We start from the raw sequence: 22,997 nt of genomic DNA, 5'->3' as shown, positions 1-22,997 counted from the left end.
ATTTGGGGTTCCACCCCGACATGCTCGCGTGGATCGCACACGCGCTGTCTCCGTCGCCCGGGATGTCGTCCGCACTGTCCAAGAGGAGGAGGTCTCCTTTCTCGCGGCCGGCATCGCCTACTACATGTTCGTCTCGCTCCTGCCGCTGTTGTTGCTGACGCTGGTCGTCGGCACGCTGGCGGGCGGGGGGGCCTTTGCCGAGCGAATCGTGACGGCTGCGGGGGACGTGCTCTCGCCGACCGCATCGACGCTGCTCGAAGACGCGCTGACCAGCGGGGCCGGCCGCGGGGGCGCGACTGTGCTCGGCGTCGGCGTCACGCTCTGGAGCGCGCTCAAGGTGTTCCGCGGGCTGGATACGGCCTTCAGCCGCGTCTACGGAACCGATGGCCCCGATTCGATTGTCGGCGAACTCGTCGACGGGCTGGCCGCGCTGGGCGGCATCGTCGTGGCGCTGGTCGGGCTCGGCGTCATCGGCGCTCTCGGAACGGTGCTGGGCGTCCAGGTCGCGCTGGGCGGACTCGCACTCATCCCTGTACTGACGGTGGCCTTCCTCCCGCTGTACTACCTGTTCCCCGACCAGGAGATGACGATACGGGAGGCCGTCCCCGGCGCGGTGTTCGCCGGTGCCGGGTGGACGCTGCTCGGGACGGGGTTCAACGTGTACGCGGCGCAGGCCGACTCCTACCAGGTGTACGGCGTCATCGGCGGGGTCCTCCTGCTCGTGACGTGGTTCTACTTCGCCGGACAGGTGCTACTCGTGGGCGCAGCGGTCAACGCGGCGCTCGCGGACCGGCAACTACAACAGGTATCGCGCCGACGGTCCGGCAAAGCGATGAGTGAGGACGCTGACGAGACCGACACACCCCCGCCAGCCGGAACCGGGCCGACCGGACGAGACACTGATGCGCTGACAGACGAGGAGCTAAAGGAACTCCGAGAGGAGTTCGAGTCGTTCCGCGAGGACATCGAGGGCCGGACGCTCCACCGTGACGAGGTGCGGTCGGACCTCAAACAGTACGTCCGCCGCCGGATGCGCCGCGGCCACGCCCGACAGTGGGGCCCCTACATCGTCTTGCTGTACGGCACGATAATGACTCTCGGCGCGTTCTACTACCTGAAAGGCGTCTGGGCCGTCCTGGCGATGCTGGTCATCTGGCTGTCGACGCTCGGCCTCTACGCCGTGATGATTACAGTCGGTGTGACGCTTACCGCCACCGGCATGCCCGGACGGCTCATCGACCGCGTGCGCGACTGGCGACAGTGATACGGGCTGTCGGCGTCACCGAGGTGCTGTCAGCGCTGCCCGGCGCAGTCGTCGTGTTGTTCGCCCTCATCACCCAACTCGGGGATTTCTGGTTCACCTTTCTGGCCTGTGGCCTGCTGTACTGGCTCGGCCCGTGGACGCCGAAACTCGGTCGCGGCCTCACTCGCGACCGGACGGCGATGCTGGTCGCCCTGCTCGCTGTCGCCGTCGCGCTCGTCGTCTCACTGAAAGGCGTGTTCGCGCTGCCGCGGCCGCCCGGAGCGGGTACGGCCACGCACGCCGAACTGCTTCCGGCGGCGCTGCGGGGCGTCTACGAGTCCATGGCGACCGGCGAAGGGTTCGGCTTCCCCAGCGGCCACGCCACCCTTTCGCTGCTCGTCTGGGGCGGCATCGCGTGGGCGCTCCGGGTCGGCACGCGTCGGCAACGAGCCGCCGTCGCCGCGACGATCATCGCCCTCATCGGGCTTTCCCGGCTGGTGCTCGGCGTCCACTACCTCGCCGATATCCTCGCGGGCTTTGCCATCGCCGGTGCGGCCCTCGCGCTCGCCCTCGGTGCGCTCAGAACGCCCGAACGGGTGTTCGGCTTCGCCGCCGTCATCGCCACGGCTGGGTTACTCGTCACTGGTGTCTCACGTAATTCGGCCGGGGCGTTGGGTGTCGCCGTCGCGGGCGCTGTGGTCTGGTGGCTACTGGGTGATGCGATGCCGGAGCCGAGCCGGCACGGTGTCGGCATCACGGCGTTGCTGGGCGTTGTCTCGGTCGGAGCGTTTCTCGGCGTGACGTTCGGGCTAGACCCGTCGCCGGTCGCCGTCACGCTGCTTGCGGCGGTCGGGACCGGCGTCTTGCTGACGCTGCCGCTGGCCGGTGAGCGCCTCGCGAAAAAGGTGTGAGTGGCAGCCGTTAGAACTTCTCGAGGTAGCGGTCGAGTTCCCAGTCGGAGACGTCGACCAGATACTCCTTGTGCTCCTGGGTCTTGGCCTCGACGAAGTTCTCGTAGACGTGCTCGCCGAGAGCGTCCTGAATCACTTCGTCGTCTTCAAGCGCTTCGACGGCTTCGCCGAGGTTCGACGGGAGCGTGGTGATGCCGTACTCCTCGCGTTTCTCCTCGTCGAAGTCGTAGATGTTCTCGCGGACAGGGTCGTCACAATCGAGGTCCTGCTCGACGCCGTCGAGCCCGGCGTGGATGAGCGCGGCGAAGGCGAGGTACGGGTTACACGACGGGTCGGGGAAGCGAGCCTCGATACGGCTTGCAGCTGGCGTTCGGGCGGCCGGCTTGCGGATGAGCGCCGAGCGGTTACGGTCGGACCAGGCGACGTAGACAGGTGCCTCGTAGCCCGGGACCAGACGCTTGTAGGAGTTTACCGTCGGGTTCGAGACGGCCGTGATAGCCGGCGCGTGCTTGAGGATGCCGGCGGTGAAGCTCTTTGCCGTCTCGGAGAGGTTGAACTCGTCGTCCTCGTCGTGGAACGCGTTCTCGCCGTCCTCGGTGAACAGCGAGAGGTGCGTGTGCATCCCGGAGCCGTTGATCTTCGGGATGGGCTTCGGCATGAACGTCGCGTGCAGGTCGTGCTCGGCCGCGATGGCGCGAACGACGGAGCGGAAGGTGGCGACGTTGTCGGCCGTCGAGAGCGCGTCGTCGTAGGTGAAGTTGATCTCGTGCTGGCCCTGGGCGACCTCGTGGTGGGAGGCTTCGATGTCGAAGCCCATGTCTTCGAGGCCGTAGATGATGTCACGGCGCACGTCGGAGGCGAGGTCCTTTGGCGCGAGGTCGAAGTAGCCGCCGGCGTCGTTGGTCTTGGTCGTCGCACGGCCCTCTTCGTCTTCCTCGAACAGGAAGAACTCGGGCTCAGGGGCGGCGTTGACCGTATAGCCCATGTCGTTTGCGCGCTTGATCGCACGCTTCAGGACGCCGCGCGGGTCGCCGGAGAACGGCTCGCCGGTCGAGGTGTCGATGACGTCACAGATGAGGCGGGCACTGGAACCGCCTTCGACGTTTTCCCTCCACGGAAGCACCGAGAACGTCGAGGGGTCCGGGTCCAGACGCATGTCGGACTCCTGAATCCGGACGAAGCCGTCGATCGAGGAGCCGTCGAAGTAGATCCCCTCTGTGAACGCTTTCTCCGCCTGATCGGCTGTGATCGAGACGTTCTTGATGGTGCCGAGGATGTCGGTAAACTGGAGCCGGAGGAAGTCGACGTTCTTCTCTTCGATCTCGTCGAGTACCTCCTGTGCCGCCTCTGAAAGTTCGCTTGTCATCTTTGGACACCCGATAGGAACGGTGCTACTACTAAAACCCTGCTGATTTGCGCAAAGGTTTCGACGCTTTCGCTTACATTTGGACATTCGTAAAATTCTAATCCCTGGGGGGCGTCCACCAATGTAATGACGTACGAAAATCTCGACCGTGAGCTAGTGAATGCACTTCTGGGGGATGGCCGCGCCAGCCTCCGAAGCCTCGGAGAAGACCTCGACGTGTCGGTAACGACCGTCTCAAACCACCTCTCCGATCTCGAGGACGAGGGAATCATCAACGGGTACACCCCCAAAGTCGACTACGACAAGCTCGGCTACGACGTGACGGCCATCATCCAGCTCAAGGTCGAAGGGTCGTCGCTCCCGGCAGTCACCGAGGACCTCGAAGAGCACAAGCAGATGATATCGGTGTACGAGGTCACTGGCGACTACGACGTCATCGCGGTCGGCAAGTTCACCGACACCGACGGCATGAACGCCCAGATCAAAGAACTCCTCACCGACCCGGACATCAGGGAGTCGAACACCTCCGTCGTGCTCAACGCCGCAAGCGAACACGAGCAGTTCGACCTCGACCTGAAGGAGTAGCGACCGTCCTTCTACCATCGTTCCGAACGCTCTCAGAGCGACAGCTCCCGCGAGTCTGATCGCCGGGTGGCATGGCACGCGACCCCACCCTCAAATGGTACCGACGCATTCTTGACTGACCAGTCAGTTAGTTACGCGTAATGAACGACGGCGACACGGCCGACGATATTATGGATGCGACCTACCGTGCGCTGTGTACGCACGGCTACGCGGATCTGACGATGCAGGACATCGCCGACGAGTCGGACAAGAGCAAAGCTGCCCTCCACTACCACTACGACAGCAAGCACGACCTCCTCTGTGCGTTCCTCGAATACCTCTATGACGGGTTCGTCGACCGGATCGAAGACCCCGACGGCGAGAACCCACACGAGCGCCTGCTGGCGCTCATCGATTCCGTGCTGGACAAACCGGACGACGGGAGCGAGGAGTTCGGGACGGCGATTCTCGAAATCCGTGCCCACGCGCCCTACGAACCCGGCTTTCGCGAACGACTCACCAAATTCGACGACTACCTCGTCGACGAACTCGAAGTGATCCTCGAAGACGGTATCACTGACGGGACGTTCAAATCGGACCTCGACGCCGAGGAGACCGCCCAGTTCATCGTCACCGTCCTGACCGGGGCTGCGACCGAGCGCGTCACGACCGGTCGCCCGGTCGAGTGTACCCGACGGATGCTCGCCGAGTACGTCGAGACGCATCTCCTGGACGGACAGCAGGAGGTCACAGCGTGAGCGTCCGGCAGAAACTGGGCCGTCTGGGTGCGCGGCTCGGGAACCTGTTCAAGGGGCAAGAGGAACTGAACCTGACCAGCGGCGACATCGGCAAGCCGCTGCTGTTCCTTTCTTTCCCCATCGTCATCACGAACCTGCTACAGGTGGCGTACAACCTCGCGGATACGTTCTGGCTGGGCCAGTACTCCACGACGGCGCTTGCGGCCATCTCCTTTGCCTTCCCGATGATCTTCCTGCTCATCTCGCTCGGGATGGGGCTGTCGGTGGCCGGGAGCGTGCTGGTCGCCCAGCACACCGGGGCCGAGGAGCACCGCGAGGCCGAGTACGCCGCCTCCCAGACCGTGACGTTCGCGCTGCTGGCCTCCGTGTTGCTCGGCGCGACCGGCTACTTCTTCGTCGAGGACTTCCTGTCGCTTTTGGGCGCGTCCAGCGAGGTGCTGCCGGGCGCGACGGGCTACCTGCAGGTCGTCTCGCTCGGGCTGACGGCGATGTTCGGCTTCTTCGTGTTCATCTCGCTGATGCGCGGGGCCGGCGACACCATCACGCCGATGCTCGTGATGTTCGGGACTGTCGTGCTGAACATCGTCATCGACCCGTTCCTCATCTTCGGCTGGTGGGTGTTCCCCGAGATGGGCGTCGTCGGCGCGGCCGTCGCGACCATCTTCTCGCGTGCCGTGGCGCTGGTCGTCGGCATCGGTATCCTGCTGTCGGGCAGGCGCGGCGTGCGGATTCACCTCAGTGATATGGCCCCCGACCTGGAGTACCTCCGGAAACTGCTCAGACTGGGCATCCCGGCCTCCGTCGAAGGCACCGGGCGCGCCGTGTCGGTCAACGCCATGCTGTTCATCGTCGGGACGTTCTCCGTCACCGTTGTCGCGGCCTTCGGCGTCGGCATCCGCGTGTTCTCGCTGGTGTTCATGCCGGCTATCGCGATGGATCGGGGTGTCGAGACGATGACCGGCCAGAACCTCGGGGCCGAGCGGCCGGACCGCGCGGCGACGGCCAACCACTTCGCCGCAAAAGTCTCGTTTGCCATCCTCTCTGTGCTGGGTATCGTCACGATATTCGCCGCACCAGCCGTCGTCAGCGTGTTCAGCGACGACCCCGAGGTCGTCCGCATCGGGGCCGAGTTCCTCCAGTGGGTCGCCCCGACCTTCGGCTTCATCGGCGTCGTCCGGGCCTACTCCGGCGGGTTCCGCGGGGCCGGCAAGACGCTCACCGCAGCGGCGCTAGCGGTTACCATGCTGGGAATCATCCGCCTGCCGGTCGCCTGGGTCGCATCCCGCCCGGTCACGGTGCCGGCGTGGCTCGGCCCGCAGGTTGTCGACCTCTTCGCGTACTCGCTGGCCGAACAGGGCATCTGGCTGGCCTTCGCCGTCTCGAACGTCCTCGCGGCCGGCCTCGCCGCGGCCTGGTTCCTCCGCGGGACGTGGCGCGAGGCCGACCCCCGGGCCGGCAGCGAACCGGCCGTTGCAGACGACTGATGGCACTGGTCACTGAGAGACAACCGCAAAAGCGTTCTAAAATCGCGTGTCAGCGCCGCTCGGCCCGCTCGAAGCGTTCGTCCGTGAGGTACACCTCGCCGTCCCGAACCGTGACCTCGATACTGTCGAGGGCGTCGCCGGCGCAGGGGCCGTGCGTGCAGACGCCGTCGTCGCGTTCGAACTGCGCGCCGTGCTTGTGACACACCAGACGGTCACCCCGCACAATCGCGCCACGGCCCGGGTCAAGCGGGACTTCGGGCTGGTGGGGACAGGAGTTTCGCCAGGCGGCGACGGCGTCACCCGAGCGGTGCAGGATGCAGTTGACGCCGCGCCGGCCGTCGCGCGCCTCGAACACGAGCGTACTGTCGGTGGGCACCGAGTCGAGTTCGGCGATGCGGCGCGGGTCGTCGTTGCCGTCGTCAGGCGACTGATCGTCGTTGCCGCCGGGCGACTGCTCGTCGTCGCCGCCAACCGCCTGCCCATCGTCGCCAGTGCCGGAAAAACTGAATCGGACGGTTGCGTCGCCGGCTTCGACCTCGCCACCGTCGTCGTGGATACGGACCGATTCCGACTCGTCGTCGGTGTCGACGGTCACGTCCACGGGGTCGCTCATAGCAATGGGTCATCGGTTGACACACATAGCGATGTCGAAGTCGGTCGCAACGTGCCGGTTGCAAAACTGAGTTATGTCAGCCCCTCGGAAGGTCGGTATGGACCGAGACGACGTTTCCGTCGAAGTGGAGGTCGAGGTAGCGGTAGATACAGCGGAACTGGAAGCCGAAGTCGAAGACATGGCGGAGTTCGAAGCCGAACTGGAAGGCAAGGGCGTCGAAATCGAACTTGAGGCCGAAGTCGAGTTCGCCGAACACGACGAACACGAGGAGATGGACGAGACAGAAGACGAGACGGCGGCCTCCGAAACCGGCGACGAGGTGGACGAGACAGAAGGCGGCGACGAAGACCAGGAGTAGTCGCGGGCAGCAACGGACGTGGGGCAGGGCACCCCCAGGAGCACGGGTGAACTGCTGTCAAATCACAGGTGCGTATCGGCCTCAGCAGTGAATCTCGGCAGCGGTGTGACCGATAGAATTCGGTCTATGTTCATCGATATCAGCCGTCGGGACTGATTCACGATGTCACTACGGCCTGACCCGTGACTTCCTGTCAGAATACGCACTGAAACTTTTTTCTCAGAGTACTTACTAATTAGCGGTGGCTACGAACAGGCACACGATGCACGACACGCCACACGTTATCGGTATCAGCGGAAGCCTCCGCGACGACAGCGGAACCAGAATCGCCGTCCAGCGCGCTCTCGACGCGGCAGTGGGGGATGGTGCAACGATCGAGCACATCGACCTCCGGGAGTGGGACCTCCCGCTGTTCGACCCCGACGCGGGTGAGGCCGACTCCGGTGAGGGTCCGGAACTCGCCGCCCGTGTCCGCGAGGCCGACGCCCTGGTCCTCGGAACTCCCGTGTATCACGGCACCATCGCCTCACCGCTGAAGACGGCGCTTGACTACTGCAGTATTGACGACGTCGAAGGGACGACCGTCGGTATCCTCGCAGTGGCCGGCGGCGGGTTCCCCACGCCGACGCTACAGCATCTTCGCGCCTCTGTACTGGAGTTGAAGGGCTGGCCGCTTCCGCAAGCCGTTGCCATCCCCGAATCGTGGGCCGCCTTCGAGGACGGACACATCGCCGACGAAGACATCGCAGCGCGCGTCGAGGAACTGGGCTCAAACGTCGTCGCGTACACGGGTGTTGCGGACCGACGCGAAGAAACAGAACAGTCGGAACTGGCGACCGGCGACTGATACTGTTGACTGTCCCTTCGTGAAGACAGTCGCCAGCTCGGGGTGGCAATATTCGTCAGGGGAGTACAGCCAACAGTATGACTCACTCGAACCAGTCGACGAAACTGCCCTCCAGCAGCGTCTCCTCCTGATGCCGGATGTAGGTGGCCTGCATCCCCCAGATCGCTTCGGCCAGCGGGACGTTCTCCTCGACGCGGCGGCGGACGTAGTCGTGTTTCCAGCGCGCGGGCGTGAGCCGGCGGTCGACGCGCTCGCGTAACGGCCGGATGTACCCGTGGGCTTCCTCCGCCGAGAGGCCGCGCTGTTCGAGGCCCTCGCGTGCGTGTTCGAACAGTTCGCCGTATATCTCCTCGGTGCTGGTCGTCGTCGCCCCGTCGGCGGTGATCCACTCGATTTTCCCCCGCAGGCCGTTCCGCGCAGCGGTGTAGAAGTTCCGCTTCGCCGTCTCCCAGTCCAGCGACCGGATAGGGTGTTCGAGCTGGGGCAGGCTCTCCATCAGGCCGGCGAAGACGGCCGCAAAGCCGATTGCGTCGTCGACGGTCGGCTGTGCGGCCAGCGGGCGGAACTCGATGCGGGCGTTGGCCGCCGACCGCGTGGCCCCCTCGAACACCGGTCTGACCCACCGCCAGTACGAGCCGTGCTTGTGCCGGAAGTGAACGAAGTCGTCGTCGAAGCGGGTCCCGGCCTGCAGGTCGACCGGGACGATGGTGTCGTCGGCGACGATATCGTCGATGGCCTCCTCGACGGAGTCGAAATCCGGCGGGAAGCAGACTTTCGGCGGCGTCGAGTCGCCGTCGGGCGGATTGAGTACCGACTCGAAGACGCCGATGCGGTTCTCCATGTTCGCCCCGGCGACGATTTCGGGGTCGGGCGCGTCGTCGTAGAGGTCCGGTGGGAAAAACGGCGAGTTGACGCCAAGCGCCAGTAGCGGCGCGGCGATGCGGAGCGCGTACGTGAAATACTCCGGCAGGTCCGGGGCGTGGGGAATCTGATAGTGGGGTTGAATCGAGGTGATGAGCGACTCCGGCATCACCGTCTCGGCCTGTAGCGAGACGTGTGGCGCATCGATCTCGAACGCCGAGGGGTAGTCCGTGTTGGCCATCGTATGATAGCGGACGGAGTCCGACATGTTCGTCCCGATGCGGACGCCGCTCTGTTCGACGCAGTCACAGAGGTACTCCCGGGCCGTCTCGCCGGCGGGCGGAACGGTCCACATGCCATCAGAGACGAGGCGGATACCTTCGTTGCGCACCCGTTGCTGGGCCGGCATCAGCGACGCCTTCAGTTCGTTGCGCTGGGCCGCCAGCCCGTGGGTGTTCAGCGGCTGCGGACTCGTCTGCATCTCGGCGTTGTGCAGGCCGAGTTCCTTTTCGAACCCGATGAGTTCGAGCAACTGACGCGGGACCCGCTGGAGCGCGTCGGTCTGCTCATCGACGGCATACAGCTCCAGTTCCATGCCGACGATCGCCTCCGAGTTGTCGAAGGTCCCGCTCCGGACCGCGGATTTGAGCGCTTCGGCTTCCTCGCGGGCCTGTTCGTTGAACGACTCGCTGTCCGCTGCAAGCACCTCGGCCACCCGGTCTGCCAGTTCCGAAGCCGACATATCTCCGGGTTTGCAGTCACGAGTGTTAAGCGTGCCCCAGACAGTACGCGAAGAGCGAGAAAACGGTTTCTACACCGTCATAACGGATTGGTAACACTTTCACTCCCGACCTCGCCGAGAAAGCAGATCACACATCCTCACAGCAGCTCGCCGACGTCGCTCATCGTCTCCCCTAACGGGTCCCGCTCCTCGGTCGTAAGCGCCCCCTCTACCGCATCGCGGGCCGCAGGCAGCGGCTCGTGCGTCTCGACGTACACGGCTAGGGCAAACTCCTGCTCGGTCACGTCAGCGAGTGCGATGGCATCGCTGCGAGAGAGGTCCCCGGCGAGCCAATCGGCGATTATCTCACGGCCCTGTGGGCCGACCGGTGACACTTGCTCACCGACGAGATGGAGCGTCTTGGCGGCCATCACAGGCGCAACACCGGCGGCGCGGCCCGCATCGCCGACGCTCTTGCCGGCTGCGTAGGCCTCGACGACGGTCGCCGCTGTCGCCGCCGAGCACGGGAGGTCGTCGGCCACCGGGGCCAATCGCTCCGGGAGCGGGGCGTCCGTCTCGTCGACGGCAGCGACGCCGCGATCACACTGGTGGGTCGTGACCTCGACACCGGCAGCGATATCCGACAGCGCCATTAAAATTTCGTTCTTTGTGCCGGAATTTAATGCTGTCGGTATCCCGATAGGCGCGGGCGTCGATCCCGATAACTACCTACCGGTTACCGGTCGGCAGTTGCATCGAAAACCGCCCGGAAGCCCGCCTTTGCATCGGTTTTTTAACCCCACACCCAGCCGTAGGTGGGAATATGAGCGCGACGGTAACGCAATGTCCGGAGTGTAACGGGTCAGTCAAACAGCAGGGCGTCGAATCGGTCTGTGGGAGCTGTGGACTGGTCGTCGGCGAGGACGCCATCGACCCCGGGCCGGAGTGGCGGTCGTTCGACGACGATGACACTGACCGGGCACGCACGGGCGCGCCGCTGACGCGGTCGCGTCACGACCGCGGCCTCTCGACGAAGATCGGCCGGTCGACACGGCTGAAAGGGCGCAAGCGCCGGCAGTTCGCCCGCCTCCGCCGCGAGCACAACCGCGCCCAGATCAGCTCGAAACGCGAGCGAAACAAGGTGTACGCCTTCACCGAGATCCGACGTATCATCAGTTCGATGGCACTCTCTGATGCGATTCGGGACCGGGCCTGCGTGCTGTTCGAGTCCGCACAGAACGAGGACCTGCTGCAGGGGCGAACGCTGGAAGGATTCGCGGCCGCGGCCGTCTACGCTACCTGCCGAACCGAAGGCGTTGCCCGGACCGTCGATGAACTCTGTACCGTCGCCAAGGCGACCCAGGCGGAGCTTCGCGCGGCCTACGACGCTCTGAACAGGGAGCTCGGGCTGCCGACCGGTCCGATTGACCCACGCGAGTACGTCCCTCGGTTCGCGACGACACTGGACCTGCCGACGGCGGTCCGCCAGCGCGCGGAACGGCTCGTCGACGAGGCACAGGACCGTGGGCTGGTCAGCGGCCGCAATCCAGCCGGCGTCGCGGCGGCGTGTCTCTACACCGCGGCGCAGGAACGGGACGTGGCGCTCACGCAGGCCGAGGCGGCGGAGACAGCGGACGTGACGCCGGTCACGCTACGGGGAACCTACACCGAGCTACAGGAGTAGACGGCGTCAGCGAGCGATTCGAGCGAGCGCCGCGCCGGCGTGTCCGGCGCTGTTTCTCGAAGCGGCTGTCCGTGCGCCTGCGCCGTCGCCAGCGGCTCGCTCTCCGGGACAGCGACGGTCGGTGCACCGAACCGGTCCGCGACGGCCGCGGTCGCGGGGTTCGGACCGGCACGGTTGAGGACGACCCGACAGAGTCCGGCGTCGAGTTCACGGGCCAGCGCTCGGACCCGGAGGGCGTCAGCGAGCGCCGCGCCCTCCGGCGTCGTGACGAGTATCGCGGCGTCGGCGGCTGCGAGGGGCAGACCCACGTCGGCGTGCAGACCCGCCGGCGAGTCCACGATGACCCAGCGGTAGGTCCGCTCCAGCGCGGCGAATACGTCCGTGAGGCCCTGCAGCTCGGCGCTTCGAGCGCCGGCCAGCGTCCGCCCGCAGGGAACGAGGGTCACGGGGCCGGTCTCACGGACAGCCTCGTGCGGGTCGGCGCGGTCGGCGAGCACGTCGTGCAGGTCGGGGCCGTGACTGGACGGGAGGTCCGCCATCCCGAGGTCGCCGTCGACGACGACGCTCCCAGCGTTCGCGTTCGAGCGCGAGTCCCTGCTGTTAGCCCGTTCGAGCGCGTCGAGTTCCGCCGCGAGATTGTACGCGATAGTGGACTTGCCGACGCCGCCCTTGCCGCCGGTGACTGCCAAGATCATGCCAGGCGCGACAGCGTCTCGGTCGGCACCGTGGCGGCCGCCCGTCGGTCGGCGAGCCGTTCGGCCCGCCGGGCCAACGCACGGAGCATCTGCTCGTCAGTATCGCCGCGTGTCGCGACCGTCCGGACGCCGGACAGGCCGTCCGCCGCGCGAACCGCAGCTGTCGCCGCCGACAGCGAGTCCGCCTCGGCCAGCCGCTCTGCGCGGTCGACGCGTCGAGCAACGGTTTCGAGCCACTGCGAGACAGCGTCGGGGAGCTGCTGGTCCGGTCGCTGGCCGCTTGGAGTCCTCGACTCGGCTGGCGATTTGACGGTCGCTCGCTGCGGGTCCATCTCCTGTTCGACCGTGGATTCATTCGACCGCCGACTCGCGGCTTCGGCCGCCTGCGATGGCTCGCCTACAGGCACAGCATCAACAGGCGGTGACGGGTCGCCCAGTTCCCTGAGGACGGCATCGGTGGAGTCGAGTCGCTTGTCCACCGGAGGAGTATCGGACGTCGGGTCGGCACGCACCAGCTCCGCCGGCTGGTCAGATAGTGGGGCCGGGGTCGCGTAACCGAGCGCGTGCGTTCCCGGGCCGACGACGCCCTCGAACCCGTCATCGGACCAGCCGGCCTCGAGAACGCCCTGCTTTCTCGGCGGCCAGAGGGGGCCATCGAGACAGTTCCGAACAGTAATTCGAGTCGGTTCGGCAACGTCGCCGACGGTCGCCGTGACGAGCGTCACGCCGTCGACTCGCTCGGCGCGACAGTCGAAGGTAACCATAGGGGGGGTGGCCCGGCCTTCCGATTTAAAAGTCAGCAGCGGACGACAGGGGCGTCGAGGCAGTCCGACGCAGCCGTCGGTGACCTGAACCGATCCGTTCCGAGGACGACTGGTGCGGGTGTCCGGGCGACCCGGAGTACGGCCAGCGCGGCCGTTACTGGGTCGGCGTCGAACGGGCTGTCCGGGACCGGCCCCGGAACGGCTTCGATGGCCCGAGCGAACGCATCGGCGCATCGGTCGACGAGGGTCGCCCGGGCACTCCGTCGGAGATTCGCCAGTTCGTCAGCAAGCCGTCGCTGCTCCTCCAGCGTATCCCGGTAGGCGCGTGCCCGCTCCCGGCGGAGTTCGCGGGTCTCTCTGGCGGCAGCCCGACGTGTCTCCCGTTCGCTCAGTTCTGTCGCCGCGTCCCGGAGGTCAGCCTGTACCGCCCCGTCGTCCGCCCCGACCGCCTGCCGAGCGGTGAGACGGCCGCGGTGGGTCGCGACCGCTTCTTGCAAGCCGTCGATGGTCGACTCCGGGACGGGGTCGACAGAGTCCGGCAGATCCGGCGGCGAACATTCGAGGTCGGCCAGCTGGGCGCGGCACTCAGCGATAGCGTCGTCCTGCGGGGTCTCGTGTCCCCGTGACCGAGCGGCGGCCGCGAGCGCGGTCCGCGTTCGGAGTCCCATCGACGGGTGGACGTATCCGGCGTAGGTGTACACGGCCGGTGGTTCCGGACAGGAAAGGGCCGGAAAGCACCGCTGCCCACGGATACTTGCGGCGATGATTCGACCGTCGACGTCTCGCGCTCGGAGGTCGACGACAGCGCCCGCGTAAGTGGTTCCAGCGACGCGGAGCTTCACAGGTCGACGCCTCGGAGTTGGTCCGGGTCCGGGAGGTCACGCCCCGACGCGAACCGCTCGTAGGGCGTCGCCGGTTCCTCGCGTGCCTCGTACCGTTTGGCCGCCTCGCGGACGTGCTTCGGGACGTCTGTCGGCTCGAACGGCTCGACGTGTTCGATCTGTATGTCGAGGTCGTGTTTCTCGTGGAGTCGGAGCGCCTGGAAGGCCCCGAACTCGGTTCCGGAGAACAGCGCTGCTCTCCCGAACTGCCGAACGACACAGTCTTCGTGGGCACGACAGACGTTCCGCAGGTCTGTGCGTGCCGCCCGGGAGTACGTGACGACGAGTAGCACTGGGTAGACATTACTATTATTACTATAAAATTTTACTGAATTGAATTTGGTTTAAACTGAATATATATGACGACTGGCCAGAAAGATAGCGGCGGCAGTCGGACTCCGGAGTCGACACTGTGGACAGCAGATGGAGACGCCGACAGTACCCGCGGTGCTAGAGAACGCCCTACTCGACGACTGTAACGGTAAATTCGCCGGCGTCCGCGACGAGGGCTTGCACCCGTTCGCGGGCTGCTGTCTCGGATGGCGCGAGGACGACAAGGCCGTCCACGGCGGCCTCACCGCTTGCCCGGTAGGCCTGCAAGTCTCCCTCGAACTCAGTCGCGTAGGTTCGGAGCATCCCGCGAACGTCCTGTTCGAGGTCACTGAGTGACTTCGACCCTGTCTCGAACTCGGCCAGCGCCTCCTCGATGTTGCGGAGTGCGGAAATGCGGTCCATATCAGGTCGTCCGGAGGTGGTCTGTTCGGGGCTCGTACACCTCGCCTTTCTGTTTCAGCTTGTCGATTTCGTGTTCGGCCTTCGACTCGTCGATGCCGACCTCCTCGGCGCGTTCGATGACCACGTCGGCGGGTGCGCCCTCGTCGTACTCGTCTTCGATGTCCGAGATGATGCCCTTGATGTTCTGGATACGGTCGCGCTGGGTCTTGGACTGGCCGGTCTCGACAACGTCGGCGTCGAACTCGCCGGTCTCGGGGTCGACACCGATCTCCTTCAGGCAGTAGTGGGCGATGTCGACCGCTCGGTCGGCGTCGGCTTCGTCGACGGTGTCGGAGAGGCGTATGCGTGCAGAGGCCTCGGCAAGCCGGACCAGCGCCTCCAGTTTCCGGGCGGTGACGGGCACCGGCGCGTCCTCGTCCTGTCCCTTCATCCGGAGGTCGACGTAGAAATCCTCGATGCGCGTCTTCGCCTCCTCAGTCATCGTCGGGAAGCAGTTCCGCTTGGCGTAGGCGACGTACTTCCGGAGGAGATCCGGTTCGATGGTCGGCGCGACCTCCTCGGTGACGGTCCCGACCTCCTCTTCGCTGAAGTTCGAGGTCGGGTTCTCCGTCCGGTGGGTGTGGAGTTCGCCGGCGTAGTTGGTCTGGATGATGTGCTCGGCGAGGTTCCGGTCTTTCTCCTCGTCGGGCTTGTCCGTCACGGTGAAGATGAGGTCGAACCGGGAGATGAGCGCCGGTTCGAGGTCGATCTGCTCTCCGATGGGTTCGTACTGGTCGAAGCGGCCGTACTTGGGGTTAGCCGCACCGAGTAGCGAACAGCGGGATTTGAGCGTCGCGTTGATTCCGGCCTTCGAGACGCTGATACGCTGCTGTTCCAGCGCCTCGTGCATCGCCGATCGGTCTTCCGGTGACATCTTATCGAGTTCGTCGATAGCGGCGATGCCCTGATCGGCGAGCACGAGCGCCCCCGCTTCCAGCGTCCACTGCTGGCCGTCACCGAAGTCGTCGCGCACGGCGGCCGCAGTGAGCCCCGCGCTCGACGACCCTTTGCCGGAGGTGTAGACAGAGCGTGGTGCGATATTCTCGATATATGATAACATCTGCGATTTTCCGGTTCCAGGGTCTCCTATCAGCAACATATGGAGGTCGCCACGTATTCGAGATCCGTCAGGAAGCTCTTTTGTCACGCCCGAAAAGAGCTGGAGCATCATCGCGAGCTTCTCCTTCTCGTAGCCGTAGATGGAGGGCGCGATAGCGCCGACCATCTTGTCGTAGATGTCGGCTTCGTTGGAGAGCTCGACGATCTCCTTCTTGTCGGCGTCGGTGATCTCCATGTCCTCGAACTGCTCGTCCTCGATTTCGACGCTGACGCCTTCCATGTAAATGTCGAACATCGGGGACTTCTCGTTGTCGTTGCCCCGCTGGTCGAGCTTGAGGATGCCGGTCACGCGAACGTGGTCACCGGCGGTAACGTGGCCCGTGATGTCGTCCTCGATGTTGATGTCGATGGACTGGGGCGTCTCCCCGCCGCGCAGTCCCTCGGGGGACTCCTGGACGCGGAGCTTCTGTGCGTCGATGAACTGGGACTGGTCGGTGTTGAGCCGGAACGGGCCCTGTCGTTCACAGCCCTGGCAGTCGTGGGGTTCCTGGAAGTCGCCGGCGGTCTGGGGGATGCGCGTGAGCGTGCCACAGCGCTGGCACTCGAAGGCCGCCTCGATGACTTTCGGACGCACGTCGGTCGCTTTCCGGATGATGCCCCGGACGGCGACGAGGTTGCCGTGGTGTTCGTGGCGCAGATCGCGGATATCCTCGGATTCGGGGAGGTTCCGGACGCGGACGTGGGCCTGCCCGAGTGAGACGTCCACCGGGAGGTCGTACAGTCGCAGGGCCTCCTCGGCGTACTCCTGAATCTGCTCGGGCTTGGTGCGGTAGTCGTCGGCCAGGTCCGGGTCGAAGCGATAGAGGTCGTCCCAGTCGATATACAGCGATTTCTGGTCGTTCGGGTATTTCTGGGCGAGCTCACCGATCTCGTTGCGGTAGTAGTTGCGGTAGAACTCCTCGAAGCGGTCGATGAGTTCGGTGTTCTCGGCGGTCGCCATTTGAGTGGACAGTGGTTATGCCCACTGGCCTAAGAAGGTTCGCAAACCGGGGTGGAACTGAAGCGAGGGAACCAGCGGGCGCACGGGTGCTGGTGATATGGGCCGGTGAAGACAAAGGATTCCCCACGAGGCTCTGATCGAATCGGGTGACTGGGGGTAACGAAACTGACTGAGATTATCTTTAGTAGGACTTACAATCGACACAATCACTACTGCAAACGACTGTCGGTTTAATCGACAGTTACTGCACAGGAGACTGCCTCACGGGCAATTTCGGATAATAGCTTCACCACTGTAGCGTCACAAAGGCGCCACCAATATCAGTGCCGAGAATTGGGACCAATAGTTTTTGCTGATATACCTGATTCACTCAGAGTAGAATAACCGTGCGCGATCAAAAAATCACAAGGCGTCGGCTCCTCGCCAGCGGCAGCGCGGCCGCGACCGCAACGCTCGCCGGCTGTGCAGGCCGCTTCGGGGATTTCGGAGGGAGCGGCGACGAGGACACCAGCGACAGCCAGCAAGCGACCGAAAGCGACATCGACGTGAGCGATGCGGCGGCGACTGTCGGAATGGTGTACGCACTGGGCGGGCTCGATGACCGCTCGTTCAACGATGCGGCGAACCGCGGCATTCAGCGCGCGCGGCTCGATGACGGGGTCGAATACACGAACCACGAGCCAAACAGCGTCGCCGGCTTCGCGGAGGTACAGGCCGAACTGGCGAGTTCGTCGAACCCGCCATACGACCTGATCTGTTGTATCGGATTCCTGCAGGCCGAGGGGCTGTCTGAGACTGCACCGGAGTACACAGACCAGCAATTCATGATCGTCGACTCTGTCGTGGAGGCCGACAACGTGGCGAGTTACGTGTTCCGCGAACACGAGGGGTCGTTTCAGGCCGGGAACCTCGCTGGGCTGCTCACGACCAGAGAGGTCGATCTCGGGGCAGGCGCAACGAACCCGGACGAGACGACCGTCGGGTTCGTCGGCGGCCTCGACCAGCCTCTCATCCACAAGTTCGAGGCCGGCTTCAGAGCCGGCGTCGAACACGCCAACACGGACGTCGATGTCCTCACGGAGTACCTCGGGAACTTCGACGACGTGCAGGGTGCCCGCGACATCGCAGCCGGGATGTACGACGATGGGGCGGACATCGTCTACCACGCAGCGGGTGGCGCAGGTGTCGGCATCTTCCAGGCCGCACAGGCCAGTGGCCGGTACGCAATCGGGGTGGACTCGGACCAGTCCCGCAGTAACCCCCGGTACGCGGACGTCGTGCTCGCGAGCATGGTCAAGCGGGTGAACGTAGCCGTCTACGACGCTGCGACGGCGACGGTCGCGGACAACCTCCCCGCTGGTGAGGTCGTCTCTCTCGGGCTGGATAGTGACGGCGTCGGCGTCGTCTATGGCACCTCCCTCGAACCGGCAATTCCCGACGACGTCAGGGAGGCGCTGTCGACGTCGCGGGAGCAGGTCGCCACCGGCGACATCGTCGTGCCCACTGAGCGCTCCAACACAGGTGGTGCCTGATGGCGGGCGGTCCGCTCGACGGACTGGCGAGTGCGCTTGACCGGGTCGCCCCCGAGTTCGTCCGGCAGCGGTTCGCTGCGAAGTTCGCTGTTGCGTTCCTCGCCGTGTTGCTCGTCATCGCGGGCGCTGGCGCGTTCACCTTCCAGGCGACATCCACAGCCGTCGAACGCCAGACGACCGGACAGCTCGCCGAGACCAGCCAGCTGGAGGGGGACTCTATCGGTTCGTGGGTCGAACAGCAACGCACGCACACGCGCTCCGTCTCACAGGGCGAACCGCTCCGGAGCGACCGGCGCGCCGCGGCGTACATCCTACTGCAAGACCAGCTACTGCCCGACGATGTTGTCAGTATGCACCTCGTAAACGATACTCGTGGCGAAGTGGTCGCCAGCACGGAACTCCCGCTCGAGGGACGGTCGCTGTCCGAACTTGACGCGCCGTGGACGGCCGCCGAAGTGCCGGAAGGACCCGGGAACAACAGTCAGGTGTGGTCGAGTAGTCGGTCGTACCGCTCACCGGTTCTCAACGACGAGCCCGTGATGGCGTTCGCTAGCTCGGTCCCGAAGCGCGACGGCTCGCACCTCGTCGTCGTCACGCGCATCCAGAGCCAGGTCGACCGGCTCAGCGATACCAATTCCACGAAGGAAACCACGATTCTGAACACCAACGACGAGACGGTGTTGAACATCGACCGCGAGTTCGATGCCGACACGCACAGTGAGAGCCTCGCGGCGATCCGCGACGCGAACGGCACTGCGGCGCCGGTGACAGCGGTTTCCGATGGTCGCGTGTACGCGTTCGCGCCCGTCCCGACCACGAACTGGATCACAGTTACGAGTCTGGACACGGCCCAGGCGTTCAGTGTCCGGGATACGGTCGGTCAGACGGTCGGACTGCTTGTACTGCTGGCACTGGTTTCGCTGTCGGCCGTCGGTCTCGTGCTCGGGAAACGCACGGTCGACCCCCTGAAGCAGTTGCGGGACCGTGCCGAACGCATCGAGGCCGGCGACTTCGATGTCGACCTCTCGACGAACCGCGCCGACGAAATCGGCCGCCTCTACGGCACCTTCGACGACATGCGGATTTCCCTCCAGAACCGCATTCAGGAAGCGGAGGATGCGGTCGAGGAAGCGAAGACGGCGCGGGCGGAAGCCGAAGAGCTCCGCACTGAAGCGGAGGACGCACGGGCCGAAGCGGAGGAAGCCAGCCAGCGTCTGCAGGAGCGCGCCACCGAGTACAGCGCGGTGATGCAAGACATCGCCGACGGTGACCTCACGGAGCGACTCGACGAGGACGCTGAGGAGACAGCGATGCGAGAAGTCGCGGTGGAGTTCAACGCGATGCTCGACGGCCTCGAAGCCACCGTCAGCGAGGTCGCGGCGTTCGCCGACGAAGTCGCGAACGCCACAATCGAGGTCGCGACCGGGGCCGAGGAAATCGAGACGACGAGCCAGACCGTCAGCGATCGCATACAGGAGATCGCCGACGGCGCTATCAGACAGCACGACGACCTCGAGGAGGCCGCCGCCGAGATGGACCAGCTATCGGCGAGCATCGAGGAAGTCGCAGCGTCGTCGACAACGGTCGCAGAGACGGCCAGGGAAGCCGTCGACCGTGGCGAAACGGGCCGGGAAGCCGCCGAATCGGCCATCGACGACATGGCGGAAATCGAGTCCCGCTCGGCAGACGCGGTCGACCAGATTCTCACGTTACAGGAGCGGATGGACGACATCGGCGAGATCGTCGACTTCATCTCGGATATCGCCGAGCAGACGAATATGCTCGCCCTGAACGCCAACATCGAGGCCGCCCGTGCCGACAAGGACGGCGAGGGCTTCGCCGTTGTCGCCGACGAGGTCAAGAGCCTCGCCGAGGAGACGAAACAGGCGGCCGCAGAGATCGAAGCCGAGATCGCGGCCGTGCAAACGGAGACCGACGAGACTGTCACGGACATCCGCGCGACCAGCGACCACATCGACACCGGTGTCGAGACTGTCCGCGAGGCTGCCGACGCGATCGAGGATACCGTCGAGGCAATCGAGGACGCCAACGACGGGATTCAGGAGATCGCGGATGCCACCGAAGACCAGGCCGACGCGACACAGAGCGTCGTCCACCGCGTCGACGGTGTTTCCGAGATCAGCCAGAACGTGACAGAGGACGCCGAGCAGGTATCGGCGGCCGCCGAGGAGCAGTCCGCGTCCGTCGCCGAAATCGCCCAGAGCGCGGACGAACTCCGCGACCGCGCCGACTCGCTGGCCGCGACTGTCGATCAGTTCGACACCAGTGGCGAGGGCGACGACCACGGCGATGCCGACGGTGCCGGCGAGGAGCGCACTCCGCGTTCCACCCCCGACGAGACTGGCGACTAGCGCGGCGTGCCATCGCTACAGCTTCTTTTCGCAGTGTAGCTCGGGTATTCGCTGGTAGCATGTCGGCGGAAGTCGGAACGCGAGTACGACGACGAAGAGCGATGACTCCGAGGACGATCAGGACGAGTATCTGAAGGAACGACAGTAGAAGCGGCAAAAAGGCCACTTCGAGTGTGGTAGGGATGGGATCGCCCAGATTTGAACTAGGGGCACGGGCACCCAAGGCCCGAAGGTTACCAAGCTACCCCACGATCCCGCATCAACATCTCGACCGGACAGCGAGTAAAGGGTTTCGTTGCGAGGCCGCCGTGTCACGCGGGAGCGAGGCCCCAGAAGTACGCGATGCCGAGCGTGGTCACGACGGCGAAGACGGCCTGTAGCGGCGCTCCAACGCGAAGGTAGTCAGTGAAGCGGTATCCACCGGGACCGTAGACGAGGAGGTTCGTCTGGTACCCGACCGGCGTCATGAACGCCGTCGAGGCGGCGAAGGTGACGGCGAGGACGAACGCGAAGGCGTTGGCGTTCAGCTGTTGGGCGGTCTCGATGGCGACGGGGATCATCAGGACGACGGAGGCGTTGTTCGAGATGATGTTCGTCAGCAGCGCCGTGACGAGGTACATCAGCCCGAGGACGACGGCGAGGCCGCCCCCGGCGGTGAGGACGCTGCCGGCACCCACGACGAACAGCTCCGCGAGCAGGTCAGCGCCGCCGGTCTCCTGCAGGGCGACACCCAACGGGATGACGCCGGCAAGCAGAAAGACGACGTCCCATTGGACGGCGTCGTACAGTTCCGACGGGCGGAGACAGCCGGTGAGGACCATCGCGAGCGCGCCGCCCAGCGCCGAGATGACGATGTGAATCGGCGTCAGCGCGGCGACGCCGACGACGGCGGCGACGATGCCGACTGCGACGGGAATCTTCGACCGGCGGAAGTCCGGCCGTTCGACCTCCTGGGCGACGATGAAGTCGTTGTTGCGGTTGAGACGGTCGATGCTGTCGGGGGTGGCCTGCACTAACAGCGTATCGCCGATGCGGAGTTTGACATGGTCCATCCGCTGGCGGTACAGCTCCTGGCCGTGGCGAAGTGCCAGCACGGTCGCGTCGTAGCGCTGGCGGAAGCTCGTGGAGACGAGCGTCTCACCGATGAGCGAGGAGCCGGGAGCGACGACGACCTCGACGAGGTTCTTTCGCTCGTTTGCGGCCTCCAGTTCTGCCTCACCGACCTCGACTTCGGGAATCACGTCCAGCCCTTCGACGTCGAGGAGGTCGACGAGCGTGTCCCGGCCCGTCCGAATCGCGAAGACGTCGCCGGCTCGAATCGTTTTCTGGCCGAACGGTTCGAGGAACGTGCGTTTCTCGCGGACCAACTGGACGATGTCCACGTCGAACTCAGAGACCCTGAGCGCCTCCTCGACGGTCTGGCCGATGAGCGGAGAATCGTCGCGGACAATGACCTCGGTGAGATACTCGCCCATCTCGAACTCCTCGGTGAGGTCTTCTTCCGCCGGGATGCGCGATGGAACCAGATAGCGCCCGACGGTAAGCAGATAGATTGTCCCGACGATGGTCACGATGATGCCGAGCTGGGTGAACTCGAACATGCTGAACGGGCGGCCGAGCAGTTCCGCCGAGAGCTGCGAGGCGAGGATGTTCGTCGAGGTGCCGATGAGCGTCAGCATCCCGCCGAACATCGAGGCGTAGGACAGCGGCAGCAGCAGTTTCGACGGCGAGAGCTTGCCCTTGTGCGCGATATCGGTGACCATCGGCAGGAGGATGGCGACGGCGGCGGTGTTGTTGATGAACCCGGAGATGGGCGCGACCAGACCGACGGTCGCACCGAGCTGTCTCGTCTCGCTGTCCCCGGTCAGCGAGGCGATTTTCGCGCCGAGGATCTGGACGATACCCGTCCGCTGGACGCCGTCGGAGAGAATGAACATCGCCAGCACCGTTATCGTCGCCGTCGAGGCGAAGCCGGAGAGCCCGCGGTCCAGCGGCGAAATCCCGTCACCGGCCTGGTGTAACACGTACACCGGCTCGGCGAGCAGCCCGAGGTCGACCGCGAGCACCGTCACCGGTTCGGCCAGCATCAGCGCGACCATGACGGCGATAGCAGTCACGTCGACTGGCAGCGCCTCCGTCGCAAACAGCACCAGCGCAGCGACGATAACCGCGAAGACGAACAACATCCCCGGCGTAACAGGTGGCAGCGACACGTCTGGCCCCTGCGCCGCCAGTGACAAAAGCATGGGTCGTTTGCAAGCGAGGGCGTCCGCTCACACCCTGACCAGGCAGCCGACGTTTATCCCTGTCCGGGCCGAAGGAGTGGCAATGAGCCTTTTCAACGATCTCGGTCGAAAAGTCGAGGAGCTGAAACAGGAGGTCGGGAGCGCGACCGACGACGAAGCTACCCACCGGTGTATCGAGTGTGACACGCTCCTCTACACGGACCACGACGAGTGTCCCGAATGTGGGAGTACATCGGTCATACCCCTGTCCGACTAGGAACAGCG

22 protein-coding genes and 1 tRNA gene are annotated in these 22,997 nt (G+C 65.1%); 11 read left to right on the top strand and 12 right to left on the bottom strand.

Annotated features, from left to right (window positions below; translation table 11 throughout):
• The first annotated feature begins 28 nt into the window (after positions 1–28).
• Positions 29–1,264, top strand: a complete 1,236-nt coding sequence (locus VI234_RS06470) for a YihY/virulence factor BrkB family protein (protein WP_008307112.1) — start codon at positions 29–31, stop codon at positions 1,262–1,264.
• On the top strand, positions 1,261–2,154 hold the full coding sequence (locus tag VI234_RS06465) for a phosphatase PAP2 family protein (RefSeq protein WP_008307113.1): 894 nt from the start codon (positions 1,261–1,263) through the stop codon (positions 2,152–2,154). Before VI234_RS06470 ends, VI234_RS06465 begins: the two co-directional genes overlap by 4 nt.
• A gap of 10 nt (positions 2,155–2,164) precedes the next feature.
• Here the strand turns inward: VI234_RS06465 and glnA are convergent, their stop codons facing one another.
• Positions 2,165–3,520 (bottom strand): type I glutamate--ammonia ligase, encoded by a 1,356-nt coding sequence (glnA, locus tag VI234_RS06460; RefSeq protein ID WP_336329550.1) that lies wholly within the window; start codon positions 3,518–3,520, stop codon positions 2,165–2,167.
• Positions 3,521–3,646: 126 nt separating this feature from the next.
• On the opposite strand from glnA, the gene lrp reads away from it, so the two are divergent.
• From lrp to VI234_RS06445, 3 genes are all read left to right on the top strand, one after another.
• A complete protein-coding gene (gene lrp / locus VI234_RS06455; protein WP_005536716.1) occupies positions 3,647–4,105 on the top strand; it encodes an HTH-type transcriptional regulator Lrp in 459 nt (152 codons plus the stop codon).
• Between the two features lie 140 nt (positions 4,106–4,245).
• Positions 4,246–4,842, top strand: a complete 597-nt coding sequence (locus VI234_RS06450; protein WP_008307119.1) for a TetR/AcrR family transcriptional regulator — start codon at positions 4,246–4,248, stop codon at positions 4,840–4,842.
• A complete protein-coding gene (locus VI234_RS06445) occupies positions 4,839–6,326 on the top strand; it encodes an MATE family efflux transporter (RefSeq protein WP_336329549.1) in 1,488 nt (495 codons plus the stop codon). The genes VI234_RS06450 and VI234_RS06445 overlap by 4 nt, the downstream gene beginning before the upstream one ends.
• Before the next feature lie 49 nt (positions 6,327–6,375).
• Here the strand turns inward: VI234_RS06445 and VI234_RS06440 are convergent, their stop codons facing one another.
• The gene (locus VI234_RS06440; protein WP_336329548.1) at positions 6,376–6,939 is read right to left on the bottom strand and encodes a Rieske (2Fe-2S) protein; all 564 of its coding nucleotides are present in this window, start codon (positions 6,937–6,939) and stop codon (positions 6,376–6,378) included.
• A gap of 97 nt (positions 6,940–7,036) precedes the next feature.
• Between VI234_RS06440 and VI234_RS06435 the strand changes: the two genes are divergently transcribed.
• Positions 7,037–7,297 carry a hypothetical protein gene (locus VI234_RS06435; protein ID WP_336329547.1) on the top strand — a complete coding sequence of 87 codons (261 nt, stop codon included), beginning with the start codon at positions 7,037–7,039 and terminating at the stop codon, positions 7,295–7,297.
• A gap of 262 nt (positions 7,298–7,559) precedes the next feature.
• Entirely contained in the window at positions 7,560–8,144 is a 585-nt protein-coding gene (locus VI234_RS06430; protein WP_008307125.1) for an NADPH-dependent FMN reductase, read from the top strand.
• 82 nt (positions 8,145–8,226) lie between these two features.
• Here VI234_RS06430 and VI234_RS06425 read toward each other — a convergent pair whose 3' ends face one another.
• Positions 8,227–9,747 (bottom strand): hypothetical protein, encoded by a 1,521-nt coding sequence (locus tag VI234_RS06425; protein ID WP_008307126.1) that lies wholly within the window; start codon positions 9,745–9,747, stop codon positions 8,227–8,229.
• A 137-nt stretch (positions 9,748–9,884) separates the two neighbouring features.
• Positions 9,885–10,379, bottom strand: coding sequence for a DUF7858 family protein (locus VI234_RS06420; RefSeq protein ID WP_336329546.1), 495 nt, complete (start codon positions 10,377–10,379; stop codon positions 9,885–9,887).
• A gap of 170 nt (positions 10,380–10,549) precedes the next feature.
• Here VI234_RS06420 and VI234_RS06415 point away from each other — a divergent pair, with 170 nt between their 5' ends.
• Positions 10,550–11,410 carry a transcription initiation factor IIB gene (locus VI234_RS06415; protein ID WP_008307129.1) on the top strand — a complete coding sequence of 287 codons (861 nt, stop codon included), beginning with the start codon at positions 10,550–10,552 and terminating at the stop codon, positions 11,408–11,410.
• Here VI234_RS06415 and VI234_RS06410 read toward each other — a convergent pair.
• The 6 genes from VI234_RS06410 to VI234_RS06385 all read right to left on the bottom strand — a co-directional run bounded on the left by VI234_RS06410 (position 11,389) and on the right by VI234_RS06385 (position 16,583).
• On the bottom strand, positions 11,389–12,105 hold the full coding sequence (locus tag VI234_RS06410) for a MinD/ParA family ATP-binding protein (protein ID WP_336329545.1): 717 nt from the start codon (positions 12,103–12,105) through the stop codon (positions 11,389–11,391). The genes VI234_RS06415 and VI234_RS06410 overlap by 22 nt on opposite strands.
• On the bottom strand, positions 12,102–12,869 hold the full coding sequence (locus VI234_RS06405) for a DUF7857 domain-containing protein (RefSeq protein ID WP_336329544.1): 768 nt from the start codon (positions 12,867–12,869) through the stop codon (positions 12,102–12,104). Before VI234_RS06405 ends, VI234_RS06410 begins: the two co-directional genes overlap by 4 nt.
• 32 nt (positions 12,870–12,901) lie before the next feature.
• Positions 12,902–13,711 (bottom strand): DUF7856 family protein, encoded by an 810-nt coding sequence (locus VI234_RS06400; RefSeq protein WP_336329543.1) that lies wholly within the window; start codon positions 13,709–13,711, stop codon positions 12,902–12,904.
• Positions 13,708–14,043 carry a DUF7855 family protein gene (locus tag VI234_RS06395; RefSeq protein WP_008307136.1) on the bottom strand — a complete coding sequence of 112 codons (336 nt, stop codon included), beginning with the start codon at positions 14,041–14,043 and terminating at the stop codon, positions 13,708–13,710. Before VI234_RS06395 ends, VI234_RS06400 begins: the two co-directional genes overlap by 4 nt.
• A gap of 169 nt (positions 14,044–14,212) precedes the next feature.
• Complete coding sequence (locus tag VI234_RS06390; protein WP_336329542.1) at positions 14,213–14,485, bottom strand: DUF7854 family protein; 273 nt, start codon at positions 14,483–14,485, stop codon at positions 14,213–14,215.
• A 1-nt stretch (position 14,486) separates the two neighbouring features.
• A complete protein-coding gene (locus VI234_RS06385) occupies positions 14,487–16,583 on the bottom strand; it encodes a minichromosome maintenance protein MCM (protein WP_336329541.1) in 2,097 nt (698 codons plus the stop codon).
• Positions 16,584–16,969: 386 nt separating this feature from the next.
• Between VI234_RS06385 and VI234_RS06380 the strand changes: the two genes are divergently transcribed.
• Entirely contained in the window at positions 16,970–18,115 is a 1,146-nt protein-coding gene (locus tag VI234_RS06380) for a BMP family lipoprotein (protein ID WP_008307140.1), read from the top strand.
• A complete protein-coding gene (locus VI234_RS06375; RefSeq protein WP_336329540.1) occupies positions 18,115–20,487 on the top strand; it encodes a methyl-accepting chemotaxis protein in 2,373 nt (790 codons plus the stop codon). The genes VI234_RS06380 and VI234_RS06375 overlap by 1 nt, the downstream gene beginning before the upstream one ends.
• A gap of 183 nt (positions 20,488–20,670) precedes the next feature.
• Here the strand turns inward: VI234_RS06375 and VI234_RS06370 are convergent.
• A tRNA-Pro gene (locus tag VI234_RS06370) sits at positions 20,671–20,743 on the bottom strand.
• A gap of 55 nt (positions 20,744–20,798) precedes the next feature.
• A complete protein-coding gene (locus tag VI234_RS06365) occupies positions 20,799–22,673 on the bottom strand; it encodes an SLC13 family permease (protein ID WP_336329632.1) in 1,875 nt (624 codons plus the stop codon).
• A 142-nt stretch (positions 22,674–22,815) separates the two neighbouring features.
• Between VI234_RS06365 and VI234_RS06360 the strand changes: the two genes are divergently transcribed.
• Positions 22,816–22,989: a hypothetical protein gene (locus tag VI234_RS06360; RefSeq protein WP_008307145.1), complete on the top strand. Its 174-nt coding sequence runs from the start codon at positions 22,816–22,818 to the stop codon at positions 22,987–22,989.
• Positions 22,990–22,997 lie beyond the last annotated feature (8 nt).

It is taken from the genome of Haloarcula sp. CGMCC 1.2071 (assembly GCF_037078445.1).
Taxonomy (GTDB): Archaea; Halobacteriota; Halobacteria; order Halobacteriales; family Haloarculaceae; genus Haloarcula; species Haloarcula amylolytica.
The sequence above is the reverse complement of the archived record's forward strand: the minus strand, read 5'-3'. Positions and strand labels throughout refer to the sequence as shown.

Bases quoted from the DNA above. Each gene is read 5' to 3' on its own strand.
- VI234_RS06390 (WP_336329542.1), bottom strand. From the start codon at position 14,485: ATGGACCGCATTTCCGCACTCCGCAACATCGAGGAGGCGCTGGCCGAG.
- VI234_RS06420 (WP_336329546.1), bottom strand. From the start codon at position 10,379: ATGGCGCTGTCGGATATCGCTGCCGGTGTCGAGGTCACGACCCACCAG.
- VI234_RS06450 (WP_008307119.1), top strand. From the start codon at position 4,246: ATGAACGACGGCGACACGGCCGACGATATTATGGATGCGACCTACCGT.
- VI234_RS06415 (WP_008307129.1), top strand. From the start codon at position 10,550: ATGAGCGCGACGGTAACGCAATGTCCGGAGTGTAACGGGTCAGTCAAA.
- lrp (WP_005536716.1), top strand. From the start codon at position 3,647: ATGACGTACGAAAATCTCGACCGTGAGCTAGTGAATGCACTTCTGGGG.
- VI234_RS06405 (WP_336329544.1), bottom strand. From the start codon at position 12,869: ATGGTTACCTTCGACTGTCGCGCCGAGCGAGTCGACGGCGTGACGCTC.
- VI234_RS06425 (WP_008307126.1), bottom strand. From the start codon at position 9,747: ATGTCGGCTTCGGAACTGGCAGACCGGGTGGCCGAGGTGCTTGCAGCG.
- VI234_RS06435 (WP_336329547.1), top strand. From the start codon at position 7,037: ATGGACCGAGACGACGTTTCCGTCGAAGTGGAGGTCGAGGTAGCGGTA.
- VI234_RS06375 (WP_336329540.1), top strand. From the start codon at position 18,115: ATGGCGGGCGGTCCGCTCGACGGACTGGCGAGTGCGCTTGACCGGGTC.
- glnA (WP_336329550.1), bottom strand. From the start codon at position 3,520: ATGACAAGCGAACTTTCAGAGGCGGCACAGGAGGTACTCGACGAGATC.
- VI234_RS06360 (WP_008307145.1), top strand. From the start codon at position 22,816: ATGAGCCTTTTCAACGATCTCGGTCGAAAAGTCGAGGAGCTGAAACAG.
- VI234_RS06440 (WP_336329548.1), bottom strand. From the start codon at position 6,939: ATGAGCGACCCCGTGGACGTGACCGTCGACACCGACGACGAGTCGGAA.
- VI234_RS06410 (WP_336329545.1), bottom strand. From the start codon at position 12,105: ATGATCTTGGCAGTCACCGGCGGCAAGGGCGGCGTCGGCAAGTCCACT.
- VI234_RS06385 (WP_336329541.1), bottom strand. From the start codon at position 16,583: ATGGCGACCGCCGAGAACACCGAACTCATCGACCGCTTCGAGGAGTTC.
- VI234_RS06365 (WP_336329632.1), bottom strand. From the start codon at position 22,673: ATGTTGTTCGTCTTCGCGGTTATCGTCGCTGCGCTGGTGCTGTTTGCG.
- VI234_RS06430 (WP_008307125.1), top strand. From the start codon at position 7,560: ATGCACGACACGCCACACGTTATCGGTATCAGCGGAAGCCTCCGCGAC.